Annotated in this window: 12 protein-coding genes; 9 read left to right on the top strand and 3 right to left on the bottom strand. The window is 64.9% G+C overall.

Going from position 1 to position 15,975, the window contains the following annotated elements; all coding sequences use genetic code 11:
• Window positions 1–299 precede the first annotated feature (299 nt).
• The 3 genes from ACQY7R_RS12855 (at window position 300) to ACQY7R_RS12845 (ending at window position 4,047) form a co-directional block, all read left to right on the top strand.
• Entirely contained in the window at window positions 300–1,643 is a 1,344-nt protein-coding gene (locus ACQY7R_RS12855; RefSeq protein WP_428305998.1) for a hypothetical protein, read from the top strand.
• A gap of 101 nt (window positions 1,644–1,744) precedes the next feature.
• Window positions 1,745–2,515 carry a hypothetical protein gene (locus ACQY7R_RS12850; RefSeq protein ID WP_428305997.1) on the top strand — a complete coding sequence of 257 codons (771 nt, stop codon included), beginning with the start codon at window positions 1,745–1,747 and terminating at the stop codon, window positions 2,513–2,515.
• Window positions 2,516–2,610: 95 nt separating this feature from the next.
• Window positions 2,611–4,047 (top strand): hypothetical protein, encoded by a 1,437-nt coding sequence (locus tag ACQY7R_RS12845; RefSeq protein ID WP_428305996.1) that lies wholly within the window; start codon window positions 2,611–2,613, stop codon window positions 4,045–4,047.
• A 65-nt stretch (window positions 4,048–4,112) separates the two neighbouring features.
• On the opposite strand, the gene ACQY7R_RS12840 is transcribed toward ACQY7R_RS12845, so the two are convergent.
• Both ACQY7R_RS12840 and ACQY7R_RS12835 read right to left on the bottom strand, forming a co-directional pair.
• Window positions 4,113–4,415: a type II toxin-antitoxin system RelE/ParE family toxin gene (locus ACQY7R_RS12840; protein ID WP_428305995.1), complete on the bottom strand. Its 303-nt coding sequence runs from the start codon at window positions 4,413–4,415 to the stop codon at window positions 4,113–4,115.
• Window positions 4,412–4,639, bottom strand: coding sequence for an addiction module protein (locus ACQY7R_RS12835; RefSeq protein WP_428305994.1), 228 nt, complete (start codon window positions 4,637–4,639; stop codon window positions 4,412–4,414). The genes ACQY7R_RS12840 and ACQY7R_RS12835 overlap by 4 nt, the downstream gene beginning before the upstream one ends.
• A gap of 122 nt (window positions 4,640–4,761) precedes the next feature.
• Here ACQY7R_RS12835 and ACQY7R_RS12830 point away from each other — a divergent pair, with 122 nt between their 5' ends.
• Together ACQY7R_RS12830 and ACQY7R_RS12825 are read left to right on the top strand one after the other, a co-directional pair.
• Complete coding sequence (locus tag ACQY7R_RS12830) at window positions 4,762–5,676, top strand: DMT family transporter (protein WP_428305993.1); 915 nt, start codon at window positions 4,762–4,764, stop codon at window positions 5,674–5,676.
• Between the two features lie 99 nt (window positions 5,677–5,775).
• Complete coding sequence (locus ACQY7R_RS12825; protein WP_428305992.1) at window positions 5,776–6,888, top strand: pyridoxal phosphate-dependent aminotransferase; 1,113 nt, start codon at window positions 5,776–5,778, stop codon at window positions 6,886–6,888.
• A gap of 168 nt (window positions 6,889–7,056) precedes the next feature.
• On the opposite strand, the gene clpX is transcribed toward ACQY7R_RS12825, so the two are convergent.
• Entirely contained in the window at window positions 7,057–8,337 is a 1,281-nt protein-coding gene (clpX, locus tag ACQY7R_RS12820; RefSeq protein ID WP_428305991.1) for an ATP-dependent Clp protease ATP-binding subunit ClpX, read from the bottom strand.
• A 933-nt stretch (window positions 8,338–9,270) separates the two neighbouring features.
• On the opposite strand from clpX, the gene ACQY7R_RS12815 reads away from it, so the two are divergent.
• From ACQY7R_RS12815 to ACQY7R_RS12800, 4 genes are all read left to right on the top strand, one after another.
• Entirely contained in the window at window positions 9,271–11,286 is a 2,016-nt protein-coding gene (locus ACQY7R_RS12815) for a hypothetical protein (protein ID WP_428305990.1), read from the top strand.
• A 479-nt stretch (window positions 11,287–11,765) separates the two neighbouring features.
• The gene (locus ACQY7R_RS12810; RefSeq protein ID WP_428305989.1) at window positions 11,766–12,812 is read left to right on the top strand and encodes a hypothetical protein; all 1,047 of its coding nucleotides are present in this window, start codon (window positions 11,766–11,768) and stop codon (window positions 12,810–12,812) included.
• A gap of 166 nt (window positions 12,813–12,978) precedes the next feature.
• On the top strand, window positions 12,979–14,070 hold the full coding sequence (holA, locus tag ACQY7R_RS12805) for a DNA polymerase III subunit delta (RefSeq protein WP_428305988.1): 1,092 nt from the start codon (window positions 12,979–12,981) through the stop codon (window positions 14,068–14,070).
• A gap of 114 nt (window positions 14,071–14,184) precedes the next feature.
• Window positions 14,185–15,840 carry a hypothetical protein gene (locus ACQY7R_RS12800; protein WP_428305987.1) on the top strand — a complete coding sequence of 552 codons (1,656 nt, stop codon included), beginning with the start codon at window positions 14,185–14,187 and terminating at the stop codon, window positions 15,838–15,840.
• The last annotated feature ends 135 nt before the right edge of the window (window positions 15,841–15,975 follow it).

Here is a 15,975-nt window from a genome sequence, read left to right as displayed (position 1 = left end):
AAAGATTCCGGCTCGCGTCTGTCGACTTTTTACCCGGAAGCGTCTCGCGCCAGTCCGGCTGCAGATGCTTACAGGCTCGTGGTGCGGGCAGGATTGTAATGACGGACGGCCAACACCGTCCATCGCAACTCTCCTCACCCCCCGGCGAGTCTGGTCGCGCCGTCCACACACTTTTCAAGTTCGACGACTTGCCCCTTCGGGCCGACGCCATCGCGGCGTCGCCGAGGCTGGCCTTTCGTCCGGCTCGCGTCGCGGGAAACAGTCAGATGGCCTGGGTGCCAGTTTTGAGGGGGAAAACCATGAGAGTTCAGAGGTACTTATTGACCTTCGCAGCGATCGCCTGCGTTGCGTCAATTGGGTGCGTGGGTGGCAAAGCCGCCTACAATCTGCCGCCCGCCCAGCGGCTGCTCGAACCTGGACCCGGCGTCGACGGGCCAGGCCCGGGCGTCATCCAACCAGCAGGCGCCATGATGCCGATGGGCCCCATGGGCGGGATGGGCGGTCCTCCGATGGGCCCGGGCTGCTACTGCGGCCCAGGCGCCGGTCCGATCGCGCCCTGCATGGCCATTGGCGCCGGCGGCACCTCGCAGATCGCCTTCCTGGGCGTCGAAGGGGCTGAAGTCGCCTGGGACGTCAGCGGTACCTGCATGTTCGACTCGGCTCCGCTCGTGATGCCGGGCCGGCAGAACTTCCAGCAAGGCGCCATCTATCGCCTGAAGCTCACCAACATCCCGGATCGTCCGGGCGTCGAACTCTATCCGACGCTGGAAGTCGCTCCGGTGACGCCGCGGACCGATGCGTACCTGTCGCACTCGCCGATTCCGGTGCAGTTCACCGACGAAGATCTCGACCAAGTGCTGGCCGGCAACTTCGTGACCAAGGTGATCTACCTGCCGGATCCCGAGTTCCAAGACCTCGCTCTGGCTGGCGTCGAAACGCTCGTCAGCACGCGGCTTGATCCGGGCGTCGATCCGATTGCCGAAGCTGACCGCCGCGGCTCGATCCTCGCGATCTTGCGTGTTGGTAACCTCGACCTGCAGTTGCCTGGCCAAATGCTGGCCGCCAACGGCGGAGTCGAAACGGCCGACTACAATCCGGGCGCCCCGGGCGTAGCTCCTGCTCAGTATGGTCCTGGCTGCCAAACGTGCCCGACGGGCCAAGGCGGCTACGGGATGGGTCCGCAAGGGATGCCGACCGCCGGATTCGCTCCGCCGGTGACTCCCCCGCACTACATCTCGGGAGTGAACGGTCCGCAATGGGGCATGCCGAGCGTCGGCACCCCGATTGGTCTGCCTGGTCCGCCGCACATTCCGCTGGGTCACCAAGCTGGTTTGAAGTCGCATACGATGACCAATCGTACGCGGGTCCTGATGCCGCCGCCGGTCGCTCACATGAAGATGACCGTCAAGCAACGTCCGGGCATGAACTATCCCCGTCCGGTCAACCACGTGAAGGTGAGCGAAACCAATCGTGCACCGTTCAAGTTGTTCGGCGGCACCTTGCCCGGCGCCGTGCCGAGTGCGATCCACCAACTCGGAGCCCACAAGCACGCCGAAGGCGAGCCTTGTAACGACGAGTGCTACGAGGGTGGCGCCTACGAAGGCGAAGTCCAAGGCCCCTACGAAGGCCAGATCGTCGAGTAAGTAACGCCAGGTCCAAGTTGCGAGCGACAGGGTGAAACCTGCTCGCTCGCAACAACGACCTAACTAATAGCCGGAGGGCCACGCCCTCCGGAAAAGAAGTCATGACAACGGTTCGTTCCACAACACGCCCAGTCGAAGGCAAACTGCGATTGGCAGTCTTGCTCGCTCTGACGCTCGCTGCTCCGGCAGCGGCCCAAGAGCCGGTAAGACACTGGACCCATGCTGGGGCCATGCCACCGGGAGCGATTGGCCGCCAACGACTGATGCGCGGCGAACCGTTGTCAGGGTATTGTCAGGCCGTCGAACTTCGCGCTCCGCAAGGAGCGCGGGTCGCGCCGGCCGCGGGAGCCGGGTTTGCCGAAGGGCAGCCCGACTCGCTGATGGTCGGACTGGTCGTCGGACCCGTCTACCGTTTTCGCGTGACCGACATTCCCGAGCATCCGGGGCTCGAAGTTTTCCCGACCGTCGAAATGGTCGACCGCATTTATCCGCCGGAGGGCGAATCGCTTCGCTTCCCGGTGCCGGTCGATTTGACGCTCGATGAACTCGTGATGGCCTCGGAAGGGAAGTTCGTCACTCGCGTCATCTATGTCGAGGATCCAGATCTCGCCGTGCCGATCGCGGAGAAGACGCCGAGCGAAACTCGTTGGTTCGAAGTTCGAACCGGCGAAGACCCGCTCGTCGCCGCCGACGAACTCGGTCGACCGATCGCGATCCTCCGCATCGGCGGACGCGTGCCGGAAGCGGATCAGAATGACGTGAATTTCGTGTACGGTGCGGCGCCAGCAGTCGTGTACGACCGGGCGAACCGGGGGGCTCGCCCTGGCGTAATGCTGACGCCGCATGAGGAACAGATCGTGCCCGTGCAATAACGGACGATCGACATGCTGCCAGCACTTCACTGCTGGCGCACCTTTTCAAATGTTCTTGTCAGTGGTCAGTAGTCCGTAGTCAGTGGTGAAGACAGATGAGCGATCAACGGATTCACAACGGACCACTGACGACTGATAACGGACCGTGCAGTGCACCGGCTTGGTTCCGTTACGGCATCATCGCCGCCGCGGCGATCATCATGTGCTCCTGCCGCGCGGCCGAGCCACGCTATCGCATTGCCGGCAATCAACCGGCGACTCCGCCGCAATTGCCGTCGCCGTCGTTCATGACCGACGACGTGCAGTATTACGCTCCTGGCCCGAGCAACTCGGACATCCAGCAAGTCGCCTACGCCGAAGACTCGGCCGAGGCGTCGCTCGAACTCCAGCAGCCGGAAGATCTCGAAGCGATCGTCATTGCCGACGATTCCGAGCCGACTCCCCCGCTGCAACCAGCGCCGAAGGCTTCGCAGCCCGGGCCTCCGGCTCGCTTCGCTGCTTCGCAGCTGCCGACGCATCTCACCAGCGCCCAACTGAAGCAGGCCCAGTGCCTGCCCGAAGGAAACTGGCAGCCGATGTGCAGCGGCTCGGGCTGCGGTTGCTGCAGCCATGAACCCGCGACTGGCCCTTCGGACGAATATCTCTGCGACGGCGGCGACATGCACCTGCCCGCCGGCGTCAACGTCGACTGGAAGATCACCGGCCTCGAACAAGAAGACACCGTCGCTCACTACGACACGATCGACGGCCGCACGATCATCACGCCGAGCAACAAGGTTTGCTTGTACGCCCCGCGCTTCGCAGCGGCTCGGCAAGTGGTCGACCTTCGCGCCTACGCTCGCATCGACGCTCCTGGCGGCACGATCCAACAGATCAACCCGATCAAGATCGAAGAGACCGAAGACGTTTCAACGTCGCTCGCCGAGATCAAGCCCGACATCCATCGCGAGAAGGAACCGCCGAGCCTGTTGCGTGAACGCGAGCAAGCGGGCGAACTCGACCGCGATCGCCGCGTCGCCGTCACCATCGGCACGCTGCAGCCTTACTGCAACGTGCAGTTGATTCGCAGCGGCGAAGTGATCGGCACCGACATCGTGAAGATCGCCCGCGCTTCGCTTGCCGCGATCGCGTGGTCGAACGTCGAAGCCGCTCAGGTGGTGCTCGACAATCGTCAGGCTCAAGCCGCCGTCAGCGAGCTGACGCCCGGCACGATCTACCACACCTTCGAACCGAACAACCCGAAGCTCCGCCTCGTGAAGCTCGCGTCGAAGGGCTCGGCCCTACCTGGCGAAGAGGTCGAGTTCACCCTGCGGTTCGACAACGTCGGCGACAAGGTCATCGGCAACGTCGTGATCGCCGACAGCCTCACGACGCGGCTCGAGTACGTCGAGGGAAGCCAAAAGACGTCGCTGCCGGCGAACTTCACCACGCAAGCGAACGACGGCGAGTCGCTCGTCCTGCGGTGGGAACTGACCGAACCGCTCGAAAAGGGCAAAGGCGGCGTGATCCAATTCCGCTGCAAAGTTCGGTGATCGAACGGCCACGTCCCTCAAAAAGCCGCGACCGGTGGTCGCGGGCATTCGAACCGCCGGCGTTCTCACCCAACGCGCCCCTTCCAGTACCCCGGCCGCCGTTTGCAATGGGCGACGGCAACAACCTGAATCAATTCCGGTTGTTCGTTATAGACAACAGCGTAAGGGTATCGCTTCAGCAAGCAACGACGCGTGCCATGTAAGTAGCCGACGAGTAGCTGCGGCTGTTTGCTGATTCGAGCCACCGCCGCGTCAAGCTCAGCGATGAATCCATCTGCTGCTCGTTGACTCCGCTTGGCGTACCACCGATACGCCTCCTGGGCCTCGGCGATCGCCTCAGGATCGAACTCAACGCGAACGTGGCTCATCGCTCGCCAATAATCCGGGCACGAGCCTCGCTCCACGGCACGGTTTGCGTCGCTCCGCTTTTCAGCAAAGCCAATCGCCGGGCGATCTCGTCCCCCCAAGCAGATTCATGATCCGCGTCAAACGCGGGATCAAGACTGTCGATAAGTTCGGCCGCCAGAACCGCGCGTTCGCGGTCGGGAAGCGTGAGCGCCGTATCGAGAAGTTGTCGACTGAGTGCGTCCATGGCCCAATTATAAGCTCAGGGGGCGCATGCTCGGCAACCCGAACCTGTCTTACCGCGTGAGAAACCGCTAAATTGCTACCGATTACCAGTCACCGATCCCCGATCACCTCTCCTCCCGCCCCGTGCCCTACCTCGCTTTCCTTTTCATCTGTCTCTGCTGGGGCACGAGCTTCATCCTCATGGATCGCGCGTCGCTCGCGTTCGGCCCCGCCGAGATCGGCATGTGGCGGATGACCAGCGGCGCCGCGACGCTCGCCGCGTATTGTTTGCTCAAACGGCAGTGGACGCGGCTCACGCCGACCGAGTGGCGACAACTCGCCGTCATCGCGTTCTTCTGCAACGCCTACCCGTACGTCGTCCAACCGTTCGCGATGCAGTCGACTGGCGAGCATGGCTTCATTGGGATGATGGTGACGCTGGTCCCCATCGCGACGATCGCCGCCGTGGCTATCATGCTGAAGCAGTGGCCGACCCCAAGACAATGGGTCGGCGTCCTCGGCGGACTCGGCTGCGCCGCGCTGATCGTTTTTGACGGCACCGAGCGCGGCATCGCACCGTGGCTGCTCGCCCTCGCACTCAGTTCGCCGATTAGCTACGCCATCGGCAACACCTATCTCAAGTGGAAACTCGCGCACCTGCCGACGGCGCCGCTGACGGTGCTCTTCCTGCTGATGGGCGCCTCGCTGGTGGTGCCGTTCGAGTTCATCCCCGCGCTACGCGAAGGAATGCACCTCGGCCCGCCCGAAACGCCAGAGCATTTTTGGTATGCCCTCGGCTCGCTGCTGCTCCTGGGCGTCGGCAGCACCGGCGTCGCCATTTTGCTGTTTGTGTGGCTGGTGCAAACGCAGGGCCCCCTCTTCGCCGGCATGGTGACCTACGTCGTGCCAATGATCGCCCTCCTCTGGGGCCAGGTCGACGGCGAACGCCTTACGAGCCGGCAATTGGCTGCGATTGGCGGGGCGCTGGCGATGGTTGCCATTGTGCAGTGGCGATCGGCGAAGCCAGTGGTTGCCGCGACGGCTGAACCTCCTGCGTGACGGTTTCGTCGGTGCGGGCGATGGCGTAAATTGTTGGGGCGCCCGCGACCACCGGTCGCGGCTTTTTCCCGCATTCAGCATTCCCCATTCGGCATTCGCATGTCCCATCCTTGGCTCGCCGCTCGCACCGCTCAATTCGATAGCTCCGGCATTCGCAAAGTCTTCGACCTCGCGGCGAAGATGAAGAACCCGATCAACCTATCGATCGGCCAGCCTGACTTTCCGGTGCCCGACGCGATCAAGAACGCCGCCTGCGAGGCGATCCACGCCGACCGCAACGGCTACAGCCAAACGCAAGGCATTCCCGACCTGCGCGAACGCCTGCAAGCCGACCTACAGGAGGAGTACGGGCACGACGACCGCCGCGTATTGGTCACCAGCGGCACGAGCGGCGCGCTCGTCCTCGCGATGATGGCGCTCGTCGACCCCGGCGACGAAGTGATCGTGTTCGATCCCTACTTCGTGATGTACCCGGCGCTCGTCGCGATGGTCGGCGGCAAAGCGGTGATGATCGACACTTACCCCGACTTCCGGATCGATCTCGACAAGGTCGCCGCCGCGATCACGCCGCGCACCAAACTCATCCTCTTTAACAGTCCCTCGAACCCCACCGGCGTCGTCGCCAGCGAAGAGGAAGTCCGCGGTCTCGCCGCCCTCGCCGCCAAGCACAACATTGCGCTGCTCAGCGACGAAATCTACCGCCTCTTCTGCTACGACGCCCCCCTCCCCTCCCCTGCTCATCACAACCCCGACGTGATCGTCGTCGACGGCTTCAGCAAAGCGTACGGCGTCACCGGCTGGCGTCTCGGTTGGGTTCACGGCCCGGCCGCGATCATCGACAAGATGACGATGCTGCAGCAGTACACGTTCGTCTGCGCGCCCCATCCGCTGCAGTGGGCGGCCGTGGCGGCGCTCGACGTCGACATGAGTCCGCAAGCCGCCGAGTACGCCCAGCGCCGCAACCGCGTCGTCGACGGCCTCCGCGACGCCGGCTACGAAGTCGCCGACACCGGCGGCGCGTTTTACGTGTTCCCGAAAGTGCCGAAGGGCCGCGGCACTGCACAAGAGTTTGTGGCCAAAGCGATCGAAAACGAACTCCTCATCATCCCCGGCGGCATCTTCAGCGGCCGCGACACGAACTTCCGCATCTCGTACGCCGCGAGCGAAGCGACGTTAGAACGCGGCCTCGAAGTACTGCGAAAGATTCGTTAACCGTAGGTTGGGCTTTCAGCCCGACAGCGCCACGCACGACGTCGCCTCAAGCAAATTGCTAACCAAACAGAAAAACGAGCCCGGCTGGATCGCATCCAACCGGGCTCGTTCGTTATACGCAGCGCGACTCGAACCAACAGGACCCTACAAGCCCCGCCAGCCTGAACGTCACGCGCTTTTGGCCGTCGATTCGTCGCTGAACAGCTTGGTGCGTCCTTCGACGATGTCGTCCGTCACCACGTAGCGGCTGCCGCGTGGTTGGTCGGGCAATTCAAACATAATGTCGAGCATCACCCCTTCGATGATCGACCGCAGGCCGCGGGCGCCCGTCTCGCGTTCGGCGGCGCGGTTGGCAATCGCCTCGAGCGCCTTGTCGGTGAACTTCAGGTCCGCCTCTTCCATCGCAAACAGGTGTTGATACTGCTTGGTGAGGGCGTTCTTCGGTTCCTTCAGCACGCGAATGAGCGTGTCGGCTTCGAGCGGACGCAGCGAGCTGATCACCGGCAACCGGCCGATCAGTTCCGGAATCAACCCGAACTCGATCAAGTCGTCGCTGTTCACCTGAGCCAGCAAATCGCCGACGCTCAGATCCGAGGCGTTGTCCGTCGATTGGCCGAAGCCCATCGAACGCTTGCCGAGCCGCTTGCTGACGATGTCTTGCACGCCGTCGAACGTACCGCCGCAGATGAACAAGATGTTCGTCGTGTCGATCTGGATGTACTGCTGTTCGGGGTGCTTCCGCCCGCCTTGCGGCGGCACGTTGGCCGTGGTCCCTTCGAGCATCTTCAGCAGGGCTTGCTGGACGCCTTCGCCCGAGACGTCGCGGGTGATCGAGACGTTGTTGCTCGTCTTGCCGATCTTGTCGATCTCGTCGATGTACAGCACGCCGCGCTGGGCCGCTTCGATGTCGAAGTCGGCCGCATGCAGCAGCTTCAGCAGCAGGTTCTCGACGTCTTCGCCGACGTAGCCCGCTTCGGTCAGCGTGGTCGCGTCGCCAATGGCGAACGGCACGTTCAAGCTGCGAGCCAGCGTCTTGGCCAGCAGGGTCTTGCCGCAGCCGGTCGGGCCGACGAGCAAGATGTTTGACTTGTCGATATCGACTTCGGCCTCTTCCTCAGCGGCCATCAGTCGCTTGTAGTGGCTATGCACGGCCACCGCCAGCACCCGCTTCGCCGCATCTTGCCCGATCACATACTGATCGAGCTCGCCGACGATCTCGCGAGGGCTGGGGACTTTGGTGAAGAGCGTTTTGCTCGACCCGCGGCGCTTGCGCTCCTGGTCGAGAATCGATTGGCAAAGCTCAATGCATTCGCCGCAGATATAGACGTCGCCCGGTCCTTCGACCAGCGGTCCCACATCGCGATAGCTTTTGCGACAGAACGAACAGAAGGCGTTCTTTTTCGAGGCGCCGGTCCGTCGTCCGCCGGTTAGATCCCTGCTAGAGGGCATGCGAGTCTCCTTCCGAGTGTGCGGTGCTCGAGGGGCATCACCGACCCTCTTGCTTTCGCGATTTCGTCCAAAGTTGTCGCTCGATGGGAGTCTCGTCAGCCAGCCGGGACGTTTCCCTTTTCAGGAAGCCCCCGTTCAGAAGAGCCAGGCTCCTCCGCCGCTATCTGCCGTTTCGCTCCGTCATCTGGCCTTGCGCTTCGTCCTTGGTTGCGCCGGCTTCGAGCCCTACACGCGTTCAACTACGCAGCACCTGTGCGAGTCGTTCATCGACTCATCTCAGACGTTGCATCAACATCTGCTTCGGCCGCCGAACAACCGCGATAGGCGGCTTTGGCGGCAGCACGGGGGTTTTAGGCCTAACCCGCGCCGCTGTTATCCTTTAACTCTGCTCGAAGTTCCGTTGCTAGCTTCGACTTTATTGTTCGGAATTCTTCGTCGCTCAAACCACCCCGGTCATACAGTTCCCGGAAGTTTGACATCATCTCGTGCGGGTCCAGCTTGTCTTGTGCGGAGCGACCCCGATACCTTCGCGCAACGGCGAGCACTACCGCCGTCAAACCGAAGATGGCTGCAAACAGTAGCGCCGCCTGAACCAGGCTATCGTACGCCGAGGACATGCCGTTGCGCGCCGCCGTCTGGCGCGCCTCATTCTCTGGAACCGCTACTTCTTGCCCTAACTCACATTATGGCGGCGCCGCCAGCACGAGTCCAGCGCAGCCACCGTCTCCCCTCCCCGCTCTTCTCTCTACATCTCCCAGCGAGCCGGGCCGTCCCGGCCCCGGCGTCCCCACGCTCACTCCTACCCAACCCGCAAGCGCCCCAACCCGCCCCCGAGACTTATCTGTAAATGCCCCCTTCGCACTCGCCGATACACGCCATGAGGCGCTGCCACTGCGCGCACCGCCCCCCTGCCCTCCCCCGCCCGGACCCGCCATGCGACGCCCCATCGGCGATTCGCTGCCCTTCAAGCCAATAGCCGGAAGCGCAAGCGCCCGGATCGGCCATCCGCGCGCGCATCTACTACTAGTAGTCACCCTCACGCTTGCCGCCACCCTCGCCGCAAACGCTAGCGTCCACGCCCAGCTCACCGAACCGAGCTACTGGCGGACCCGCGTATTTTTCATCCCCTACCAATCCACCGCTCCCACCGTTGGCTTCGCTAACCCGGTCGACAAGGTGCAACTCCTGGTCTCCCGTGGCGGCGACACCCAGTGGGCCGTCCTCCAAGAAGCCGAACCCCAAGTCCGCGGCTTCAGCTATCACGCCCCCGTCGACGGCGAGTATGCGTTCGCGGTCCGCACGATCAACCGCAAAGGCGAAGCGAGCCCCGCGACCATCTCGCAACCGCAGCTGCGCGTCGTCGTCGACACCGTGCCGCCGACAATGCAACTTACTGCCGCCGCCGACGCCAGCGGCCGAATGGTCCTCCGCTACGACGCGAGCGACCAGCAACTCAAACCCGAAACCGTCCGCCTCGAAGCCTCGACCGACGGCGCCACCTGGCAACGGATCGCCACCGGCCCCCCCGACGTGTCGCAGCCCGACCGCGTCGCCGGCCAAGTCGCTTGGAAGCCGCCGACCGCCACCGGCGCCGTGAAGTTTCGCGCCACGGTCGACGATCGCGCGGGCAACCAATTCAGCGCCACCGCCGACGCCTCGATGGTCGGCGCCTTCGCCCCCACGCCCCAGTACGGCGGCGTCGCGCAGTCTCCCACGCCCCCGCAACTCGGCCTCGCGCTCAACGCCCCCGCCCAATCCAATCCCTTCGTATCCCAACCCACGAGCGAGCCGGGCCGTCCCGGCCCCGGCGCCCCCTCCACACCCCCCGGCGCGCAAGAATGGACCGCCGCCACCCCCGCTCTCTCCGCCCCCAACAACGCCCCAGACAGCAAGAGCGTCTTCCTCAATAACGCCCCCCAAGCTCCACAAAACAACAACCCCTTCGCCGCGGCCCAACCGCTCGGCGCGAACTCGACGCCTCCGCCCCCGCTCTGGCCCGAAGACCGCACCCCCGCGCGGCTCGTCGCCGACAACGGCGGCGCTCCAGCCAACAACGGTTCGAACAACGGCGCCAACCACCCCTTCGCCGCCCCGCCGCTCGTCGGCGGTCCAGCGAATGGCATGAACAACTCCTGCGGCTACAACAGCCAGTTCCAATCGGCTAGCGCACCGATGAACCCGCCAGCGCCGTTTGGCAGCCAGTTCGGCAATCAAACGCCCCCCGGCCCGCCGAGCTGGTCGGCCGTCCCCACCGAACAACCCGCCGACGCCACCGGCACCCGTTGGGTCAACTCGCTCACCTTCGACGTCGACTACGACCTCCAAACCGTCGGCCCGTGGGGCGTCTCGAAGGTCGAACTCTTCGGCACCCGCGACGGCGGCGCCACCTGGACCAACTTCGGCGCCGACCCCGACAACCGCAGCCCGATGCGCGTCACCGTCCCCGCCGCCGGCCTCTACGGTTTCTGCCTCGTGGTAAACGGCGCCAACGGCTCGCAAGCCCCCACGCCCACCGCCGGCCAGCAACCGGAACTCGTGATCGGCGTCGACCTCGCGGAACCGCAGGCCCAGCTGAACGCCGCCGAAATCGGACAAGGCAATCTCGCCGACCACCTGATCATCCGCTGGACCGCCGCCGACGAGAACCTCGACAGCCGACCCGTCGGCCTGTTCTTCGCCAGCAGCCCCGACGGTCCCTGGTCGACGGTCGCCACCGACCTCGACAACAACGGCCAATACGCCTGGCGACTGCTGCAGCAAGTTCCCGAACGGCTCTTCCTGCGGCTCGAAGTTCGCGACAAAGCGGGCAACGTCGCGATCCACCAATCGCCCGCCCCGGTCGCGCTCAACCTGCCGCAACCGACGGGCAAACTCCGCAGCGTCCGCCCCGTGCAAAGCGAACCTCAACGCTTCCGCACCGCCACCGGCCAAGCGATCCGCAATCAGTAGCCGGTGCCCTTCTCGCGCCCCTCGCTCGCCAGTAGCCGCGGGTCAACGACCCGCCGGAGCGAAACTCGATTCGCGTCGCTCCCTCCTCCGATCGCCAATACTCAATTCTCAGCCGCGCATCCGTTTTCATTAGCCCCCGGTTCTTCAAACCGGGGGCGCGACGCTACGCCAAACGGGGTCGGGGGCCTTTTGCCACTGGGTGCGTTCCACTGGATTGACGCCCCCTAGTGGCAAAAGGCCCCCGACCCCTTCTCACGCCGCCAAAAAATACGAAGTGGCCAAATTTCATTGTCGAAACTGGGCCACTACTTTTGCTAACGTGAACTCGCGTCCGCAAGGTGCACATTCTAGCCCCGGGCTCCGCCCGGGGGTCGGTCGCCACGCCGGCCATCGTTGCCGTAGCGTCAACGCCAACGTCATCCCCGGGCGAAGCCCGGAGCTGGCGACTCATATTCACACAGAGCCAGGGGGTGAAAAAGATGATCCTAGAAAACCACATCCGCGGCCGGCGCCGCGTTCTCGACGAGGCCAAGAAGGCCCGCCTCTGCGAGCTCGTCGCGCTGGAAAGCTACACCGTCGAATCCGCGGCCGAGTCGCTCGACGTGTCGCTGCGAACCGTTCAGCGCGAACGCCGCTCCGATCAAGATTTCGATCATGAACTACGGCTCGCGCTCCAACAGACTCCCGATCCGCGCAAGCTGATGGAGCAAGCGGCCCGCACCCACTGGCGAGCCGCCGCGTGGCTTCTCGAACGAACGAAGCCCGAAGAGTTCGCCCGCAAGCCGGTCAACATGACGAGCCTCAAACTTGTCGCGACCGCGTTCCGCTACATCCAAGAAGCGGCCCTCGCGGCCGTTCCCGCAGAATGCCGCGAAGCGCTCTATCGGCAAACGCAAGCCGCGATCGAAAAGTCGACCGACTGCTGCTTCCCGATGCGCGGCCCGTGGGGCGACCCGCGGGTGAAACGGCTTCCGTTCGAGACGCCGCTGGCCGACGTCGAGTGGCGGAAGGGTTGGGGCGACGAAGTCGGCGGCGTGCTGCACGATCGTGACGACCAAGGGAACGTCCTCACGCCGCCGGCGGATCCGACGGAGGTCGCTGCGCGCCAAGCGCGAGAGGCGGCGCTCGCGGCGAAGCGCGTCGAACTCCGCTGGCGTCTCGCGGAGCGCTTCCGCGTCCCGACTCTCGACGAGCAGTCGGCCGAGGGAGTTTTGTCGCCAGAAATCGCTGAAACGACAAAAAGCGACGCGACAAAACAACCGGAGGCGGCCAATTCTCCGTCCGCCGGCTATCTCGAATTCGTCGTCGCGACGGTCGAGCGCACGATCGACGACGAATGCCCGGAGGTTTGGCGCGATACGGACGAACTCGAGCATCCCGACGCCCAAGAGCCGCGCGTCCGGCTGCAACTTCTCAGCGAGCGGCTGCACCGTCATCGCCGTCGCGAACGACGCGCGCAACGGGCCGCCGAGAAGAAGGCCAAAGCCGCCAGAAAACGCGCCGCTTACTCGCGCCGCGCGGCGTAGCTTCATGGCGTCTTGCCGACCATTGCCGACGTCAACTAGCCCCGACCTGGCTAGGTCGGGGCTGACGCCCAGCGCGCTGCCGGCGCGATCACGCCACTCAAACGCACCGCCGTCGGGCTAAAAGCCCAACCTACGCAGCGCCGCGCCGTCGCGGTATGATGTCGCCATGGCCAAAAAGTCCGCCGCCACGCTCTCGGGATTCGACGTCCTCACCGACCCCAAGTCGGTGACCGTCCCCGCTGTCGTCGCGATCGTCGGCGACGACGGCTTCCTCCAGCACGAAGTCCGCCGCGCCCTCGTCGCTCAACTTTGCGGCGACGATCCCGACGCGGCGGCCGAGCATCTCGACGGCAGCGAGATCGAGTACCGCGACCTCCACGACGCCCTGTCGGAACTGTCGCTCTTCGGCAGCGGCCGCCGGGTGATCGTCGTCGAAGAGGCCGACGACCTCGTGAAGCACTACCGCGATCGACTCGAAGATTACGTCGCCAAGCCGCGCAGCGACGCGATTCTCATCCTCGAGGTCACCACCTGGCCGAGCAACACGCGGCTCGCCAAAGCGGTCGCCGAGTCGGGGCTCACGATCCGTTGCGCCACCCCCGCGCAAGGCAAAGAACTCACTGAGTTCACGAAGCAGCTGAAGGATTGGCTCGTCGTCGTCGCCCGTCGCGAGTACAAGTGCGAACTCGTCCGCGCCGCGGCCGACCAGTTGCTCGAACAGATTCCGCCCGAGCCGGGCATTCTTTACCAGGAGATCGCCCGGCTCTCGCTGCTGGCCGAGCCAAGCCGTAAGATCGATGTGAAGCTTGTGCAAGAGAACGTCGGCGGTTGGCGGGCTCGCAAGACGTGGGACATGATCGACGCCGCCGCTGAAGGTCGCGCGGCCGACGCGCTGCAGCAACTCGACCGCTTGTTCGCCGCCGGCGAAGAAGCCCACGCGTTGCTGCCGCAAATGGCGTCGACACTTCGCAAGTTCGCCCTCGCGGTGCGGTTGTTCGACCAGGCCGAACGTCGCCGCCAGGCGATCTCGATTCGCATCGCGCTCGAACGGGCCGGCATGCCGCCGTTCAAACTCAACGACGCCGAGCGGCAGCTCAAGCAGATCGGCCGCCCCCGCGCTCGTCAGCTCTACCGCTGGCTGCTAGCAGCCGACCTGGAGCTGAAGGGCTACAACTCGACGAAAGATCGAGCCCGCCGGGTGATCGAAACGCTCATCATCCGCCTCTCGCAGCACGCCGCCCCCGTTGCCGGCCGCTAGCACTTCGCTGAACTTGCCCACGTTACGGCGTTCCACTACCATCCGCGGCCGCGCGGACCGGCGAACTGCCCGCCGTTCGGCGCGCCGTGCATCGATGTCCAACCTCGACTGAGCATGACTCAATCGCCAGCCACACGACCGTCGCATCTCGCCGCACTGTTGCTCGCGGTGTTCGCGAGCGGCTGCGCCGCGCCATTGGGCTCGGCGTTCAAGCACGATGCGAAGTCCGAGCAGGTCGTCATGCATCGCGACGGCGTCGAAGAGCAGGCTGCCGCCGAGCTCAAGGCCCACGCGCTCGAGAAGGCGATGGCCGGCGGCGTCGATCCGCCGCTCACGGCCTCGGCCGACGTCCTGCAGCAGTTGCAGGAAATCCGCGAGATCGATCCCGCCGCCGAGCGGCAGTTACTCGCCGATCTTAAGGAGGCGAATCCTGAAAACCATGCGATGATGGTCAACACGTTCCGCACGGCGCTTGCCTACCGGCAGCAGCTGGCCGAGCGCGAGCGGACCGCGTTTGCGGGCGAGACGCCGGAGAACGAGTTCGACGTCGCGACCCAGCAGATGCGGAGCAACGCCCCGCCAACGCAGCCGAAGATTCAACGCATTTCCGCAGCGGTCGACCCGTCGCAAGAAGTCGATCAGGCCGACCACGCGCATCACGAGGCGGCGCCCTCCCCCGCCGCCGCGAACTGGCCGCCGTCGCAGTCGCCGCAGGCGGCGATCACGGCCGATCCGCACGTCTCACCCGCTGCTCATCAAACTCCCGCCGGCGCTCCGCCTACAGTTGATGCGATCCATCCGCAAACGCCCGCTGCCGTGCGCTCCATGCCGCCCGCCGCGATCAGTTCTCTCCCAGCGACGACCGACGAGCCCGACGAACCAGACGCCGCCGATGTAGCGATCGCCTCGGACGATCAACCGCTGCCGCTCCCCGCCGCCGCCGTCGCCGCGCTGCCGAACTCGACGCCGCAACAGCCGCTCACGCCCGTCTCCGTTCCGACGGCTCCCGGCGACTGGCACGCTCAGCTCAACGCCACGATTGCCGACCTGCAGCAAACGGTCGCGCCGCAGCCGACCACCGTCGCCGAGCTCCACGACCACATGCGGCTGCGAACGTTGCAACTGCTCGCCGGCAACGAGAAGGAAGCCTACAGCCCGATCCCCGGCGCCTCGCCCGCTCAGCAAGATTTCTGGTCGAAGCAACTCTTCGCGATCTCCGCCTACCTAAGCGCAACGACGCAACTCGACGAGAAGCAACGGGCCATCGCCGCGCTGGCGCCGCTCGACGAAGCCCGCTCGCGGCTTTCGGAACTCGCCTCGCTCCGCGTGCGCAACATCACGTTCGTCGACAAGGTCGACGGCTTCGGCGCGTACGAACCGAGCAAAGTCACCACCTTCCGTCCCGGGCAGAAGGTGATGTTGTACGCTGAAGTCGAGAACTTCACGAGCAACGCTTCGGAGCAAGGCTTCGCCACCTCGCTCGGCACGAGCTTCAAGGTGCTCAACGAATCGGGCCGGCTCGTCGACGGCAAGCAGTTCCCCGACGTGCAGGACCAGTGCCGCAATCGCCGCCGCGACTTCCACATGCAGTACGAGCTCGCCCTGCCCGAGCGGATCTATGCGGGGCCGTACGAGATTGAGTTGACGATCACCGACCACAACTCGGGCAAGCTCGGCCAAGCGACGATCTCGTTCGAGATCGCCGACGACGCGCCACAGGCGAACGTCGCCGCTGCCCCTGCCGCTCCCGCCGCGAGCGCAAGAAAATAGCCCGGCCATCCTAGGCGGGCTATCAAGCGTTTGTATTCTAGCCCCGGGCTCCGCCCGGGGGTCGGTTACCATTCCGAGCGACGTCGCCCCGCGAAATGGCTACCCCGGCTTGAAGAGCCGGGGGCTAATTGGCTC

The organism is Lacipirellula sp. (assembly GCF_965279485.1).
GTDB lineage: Bacteria > Planctomycetota > Planctomycetia > Pirellulales > Lacipirellulaceae > Lacipirellula.
Note: the sequence above shows the minus strand (reverse complement) of the source record. Positions and strands in the feature narration are given on the sequence as shown.

Bases quoted from the DNA above. Each gene is read 5' to 3' on its own strand.
- ACQY7R_RS12810 (WP_428305989.1), top strand. From the start codon at position 11,766: ATGATCCTAGAAAACCACATCCGCGGCCGGCGCCGCGTTCTCGACGAG.
- ACQY7R_RS12835 (WP_428305994.1), bottom strand. From the start codon at position 4,639: ATGGACGCACTCAGTCGACAACTTCTCGATACGGCGCTCACGCTTCCC.
- ACQY7R_RS12840 (WP_428305995.1), bottom strand. From the start codon at position 4,415: ATGAGCCACGTTCGCGTTGAGTTCGATCCTGAGGCGATCGCCGAGGCC.
- ACQY7R_RS12855 (WP_428305998.1), top strand. From the start codon at position 300: ATGAGAGTTCAGAGGTACTTATTGACCTTCGCAGCGATCGCCTGCGTT.
- clpX (WP_428305991.1), bottom strand. From the start codon at position 8,337: ATGCCCTCTAGCAGGGATCTAACCGGCGGACGACGGACCGGCGCCTCG.
- ACQY7R_RS12825 (WP_428305992.1), top strand. From the start codon at position 5,776: ATGTCCCATCCTTGGCTCGCCGCTCGCACCGCTCAATTCGATAGCTCC.
- ACQY7R_RS12800 (WP_428305987.1), top strand. From the start codon at position 14,185: ATGACTCAATCGCCAGCCACACGACCGTCGCATCTCGCCGCACTGTTG.
- ACQY7R_RS12850 (WP_428305997.1), top strand. From the start codon at position 1,745: ATGACAACGGTTCGTTCCACAACACGCCCAGTCGAAGGCAAACTGCGA.
- ACQY7R_RS12815 (WP_428305990.1), top strand. From the start codon at position 9,271: ATGCGACGCCCCATCGGCGATTCGCTGCCCTTCAAGCCAATAGCCGGA.
- holA (WP_428305988.1), top strand. From the start codon at position 12,979: ATGGCCAAAAAGTCCGCCGCCACGCTCTCGGGATTCGACGTCCTCACC.
- ACQY7R_RS12845 (WP_428305996.1), top strand. From the start codon at position 2,611: ATGAGCGATCAACGGATTCACAACGGACCACTGACGACTGATAACGGA.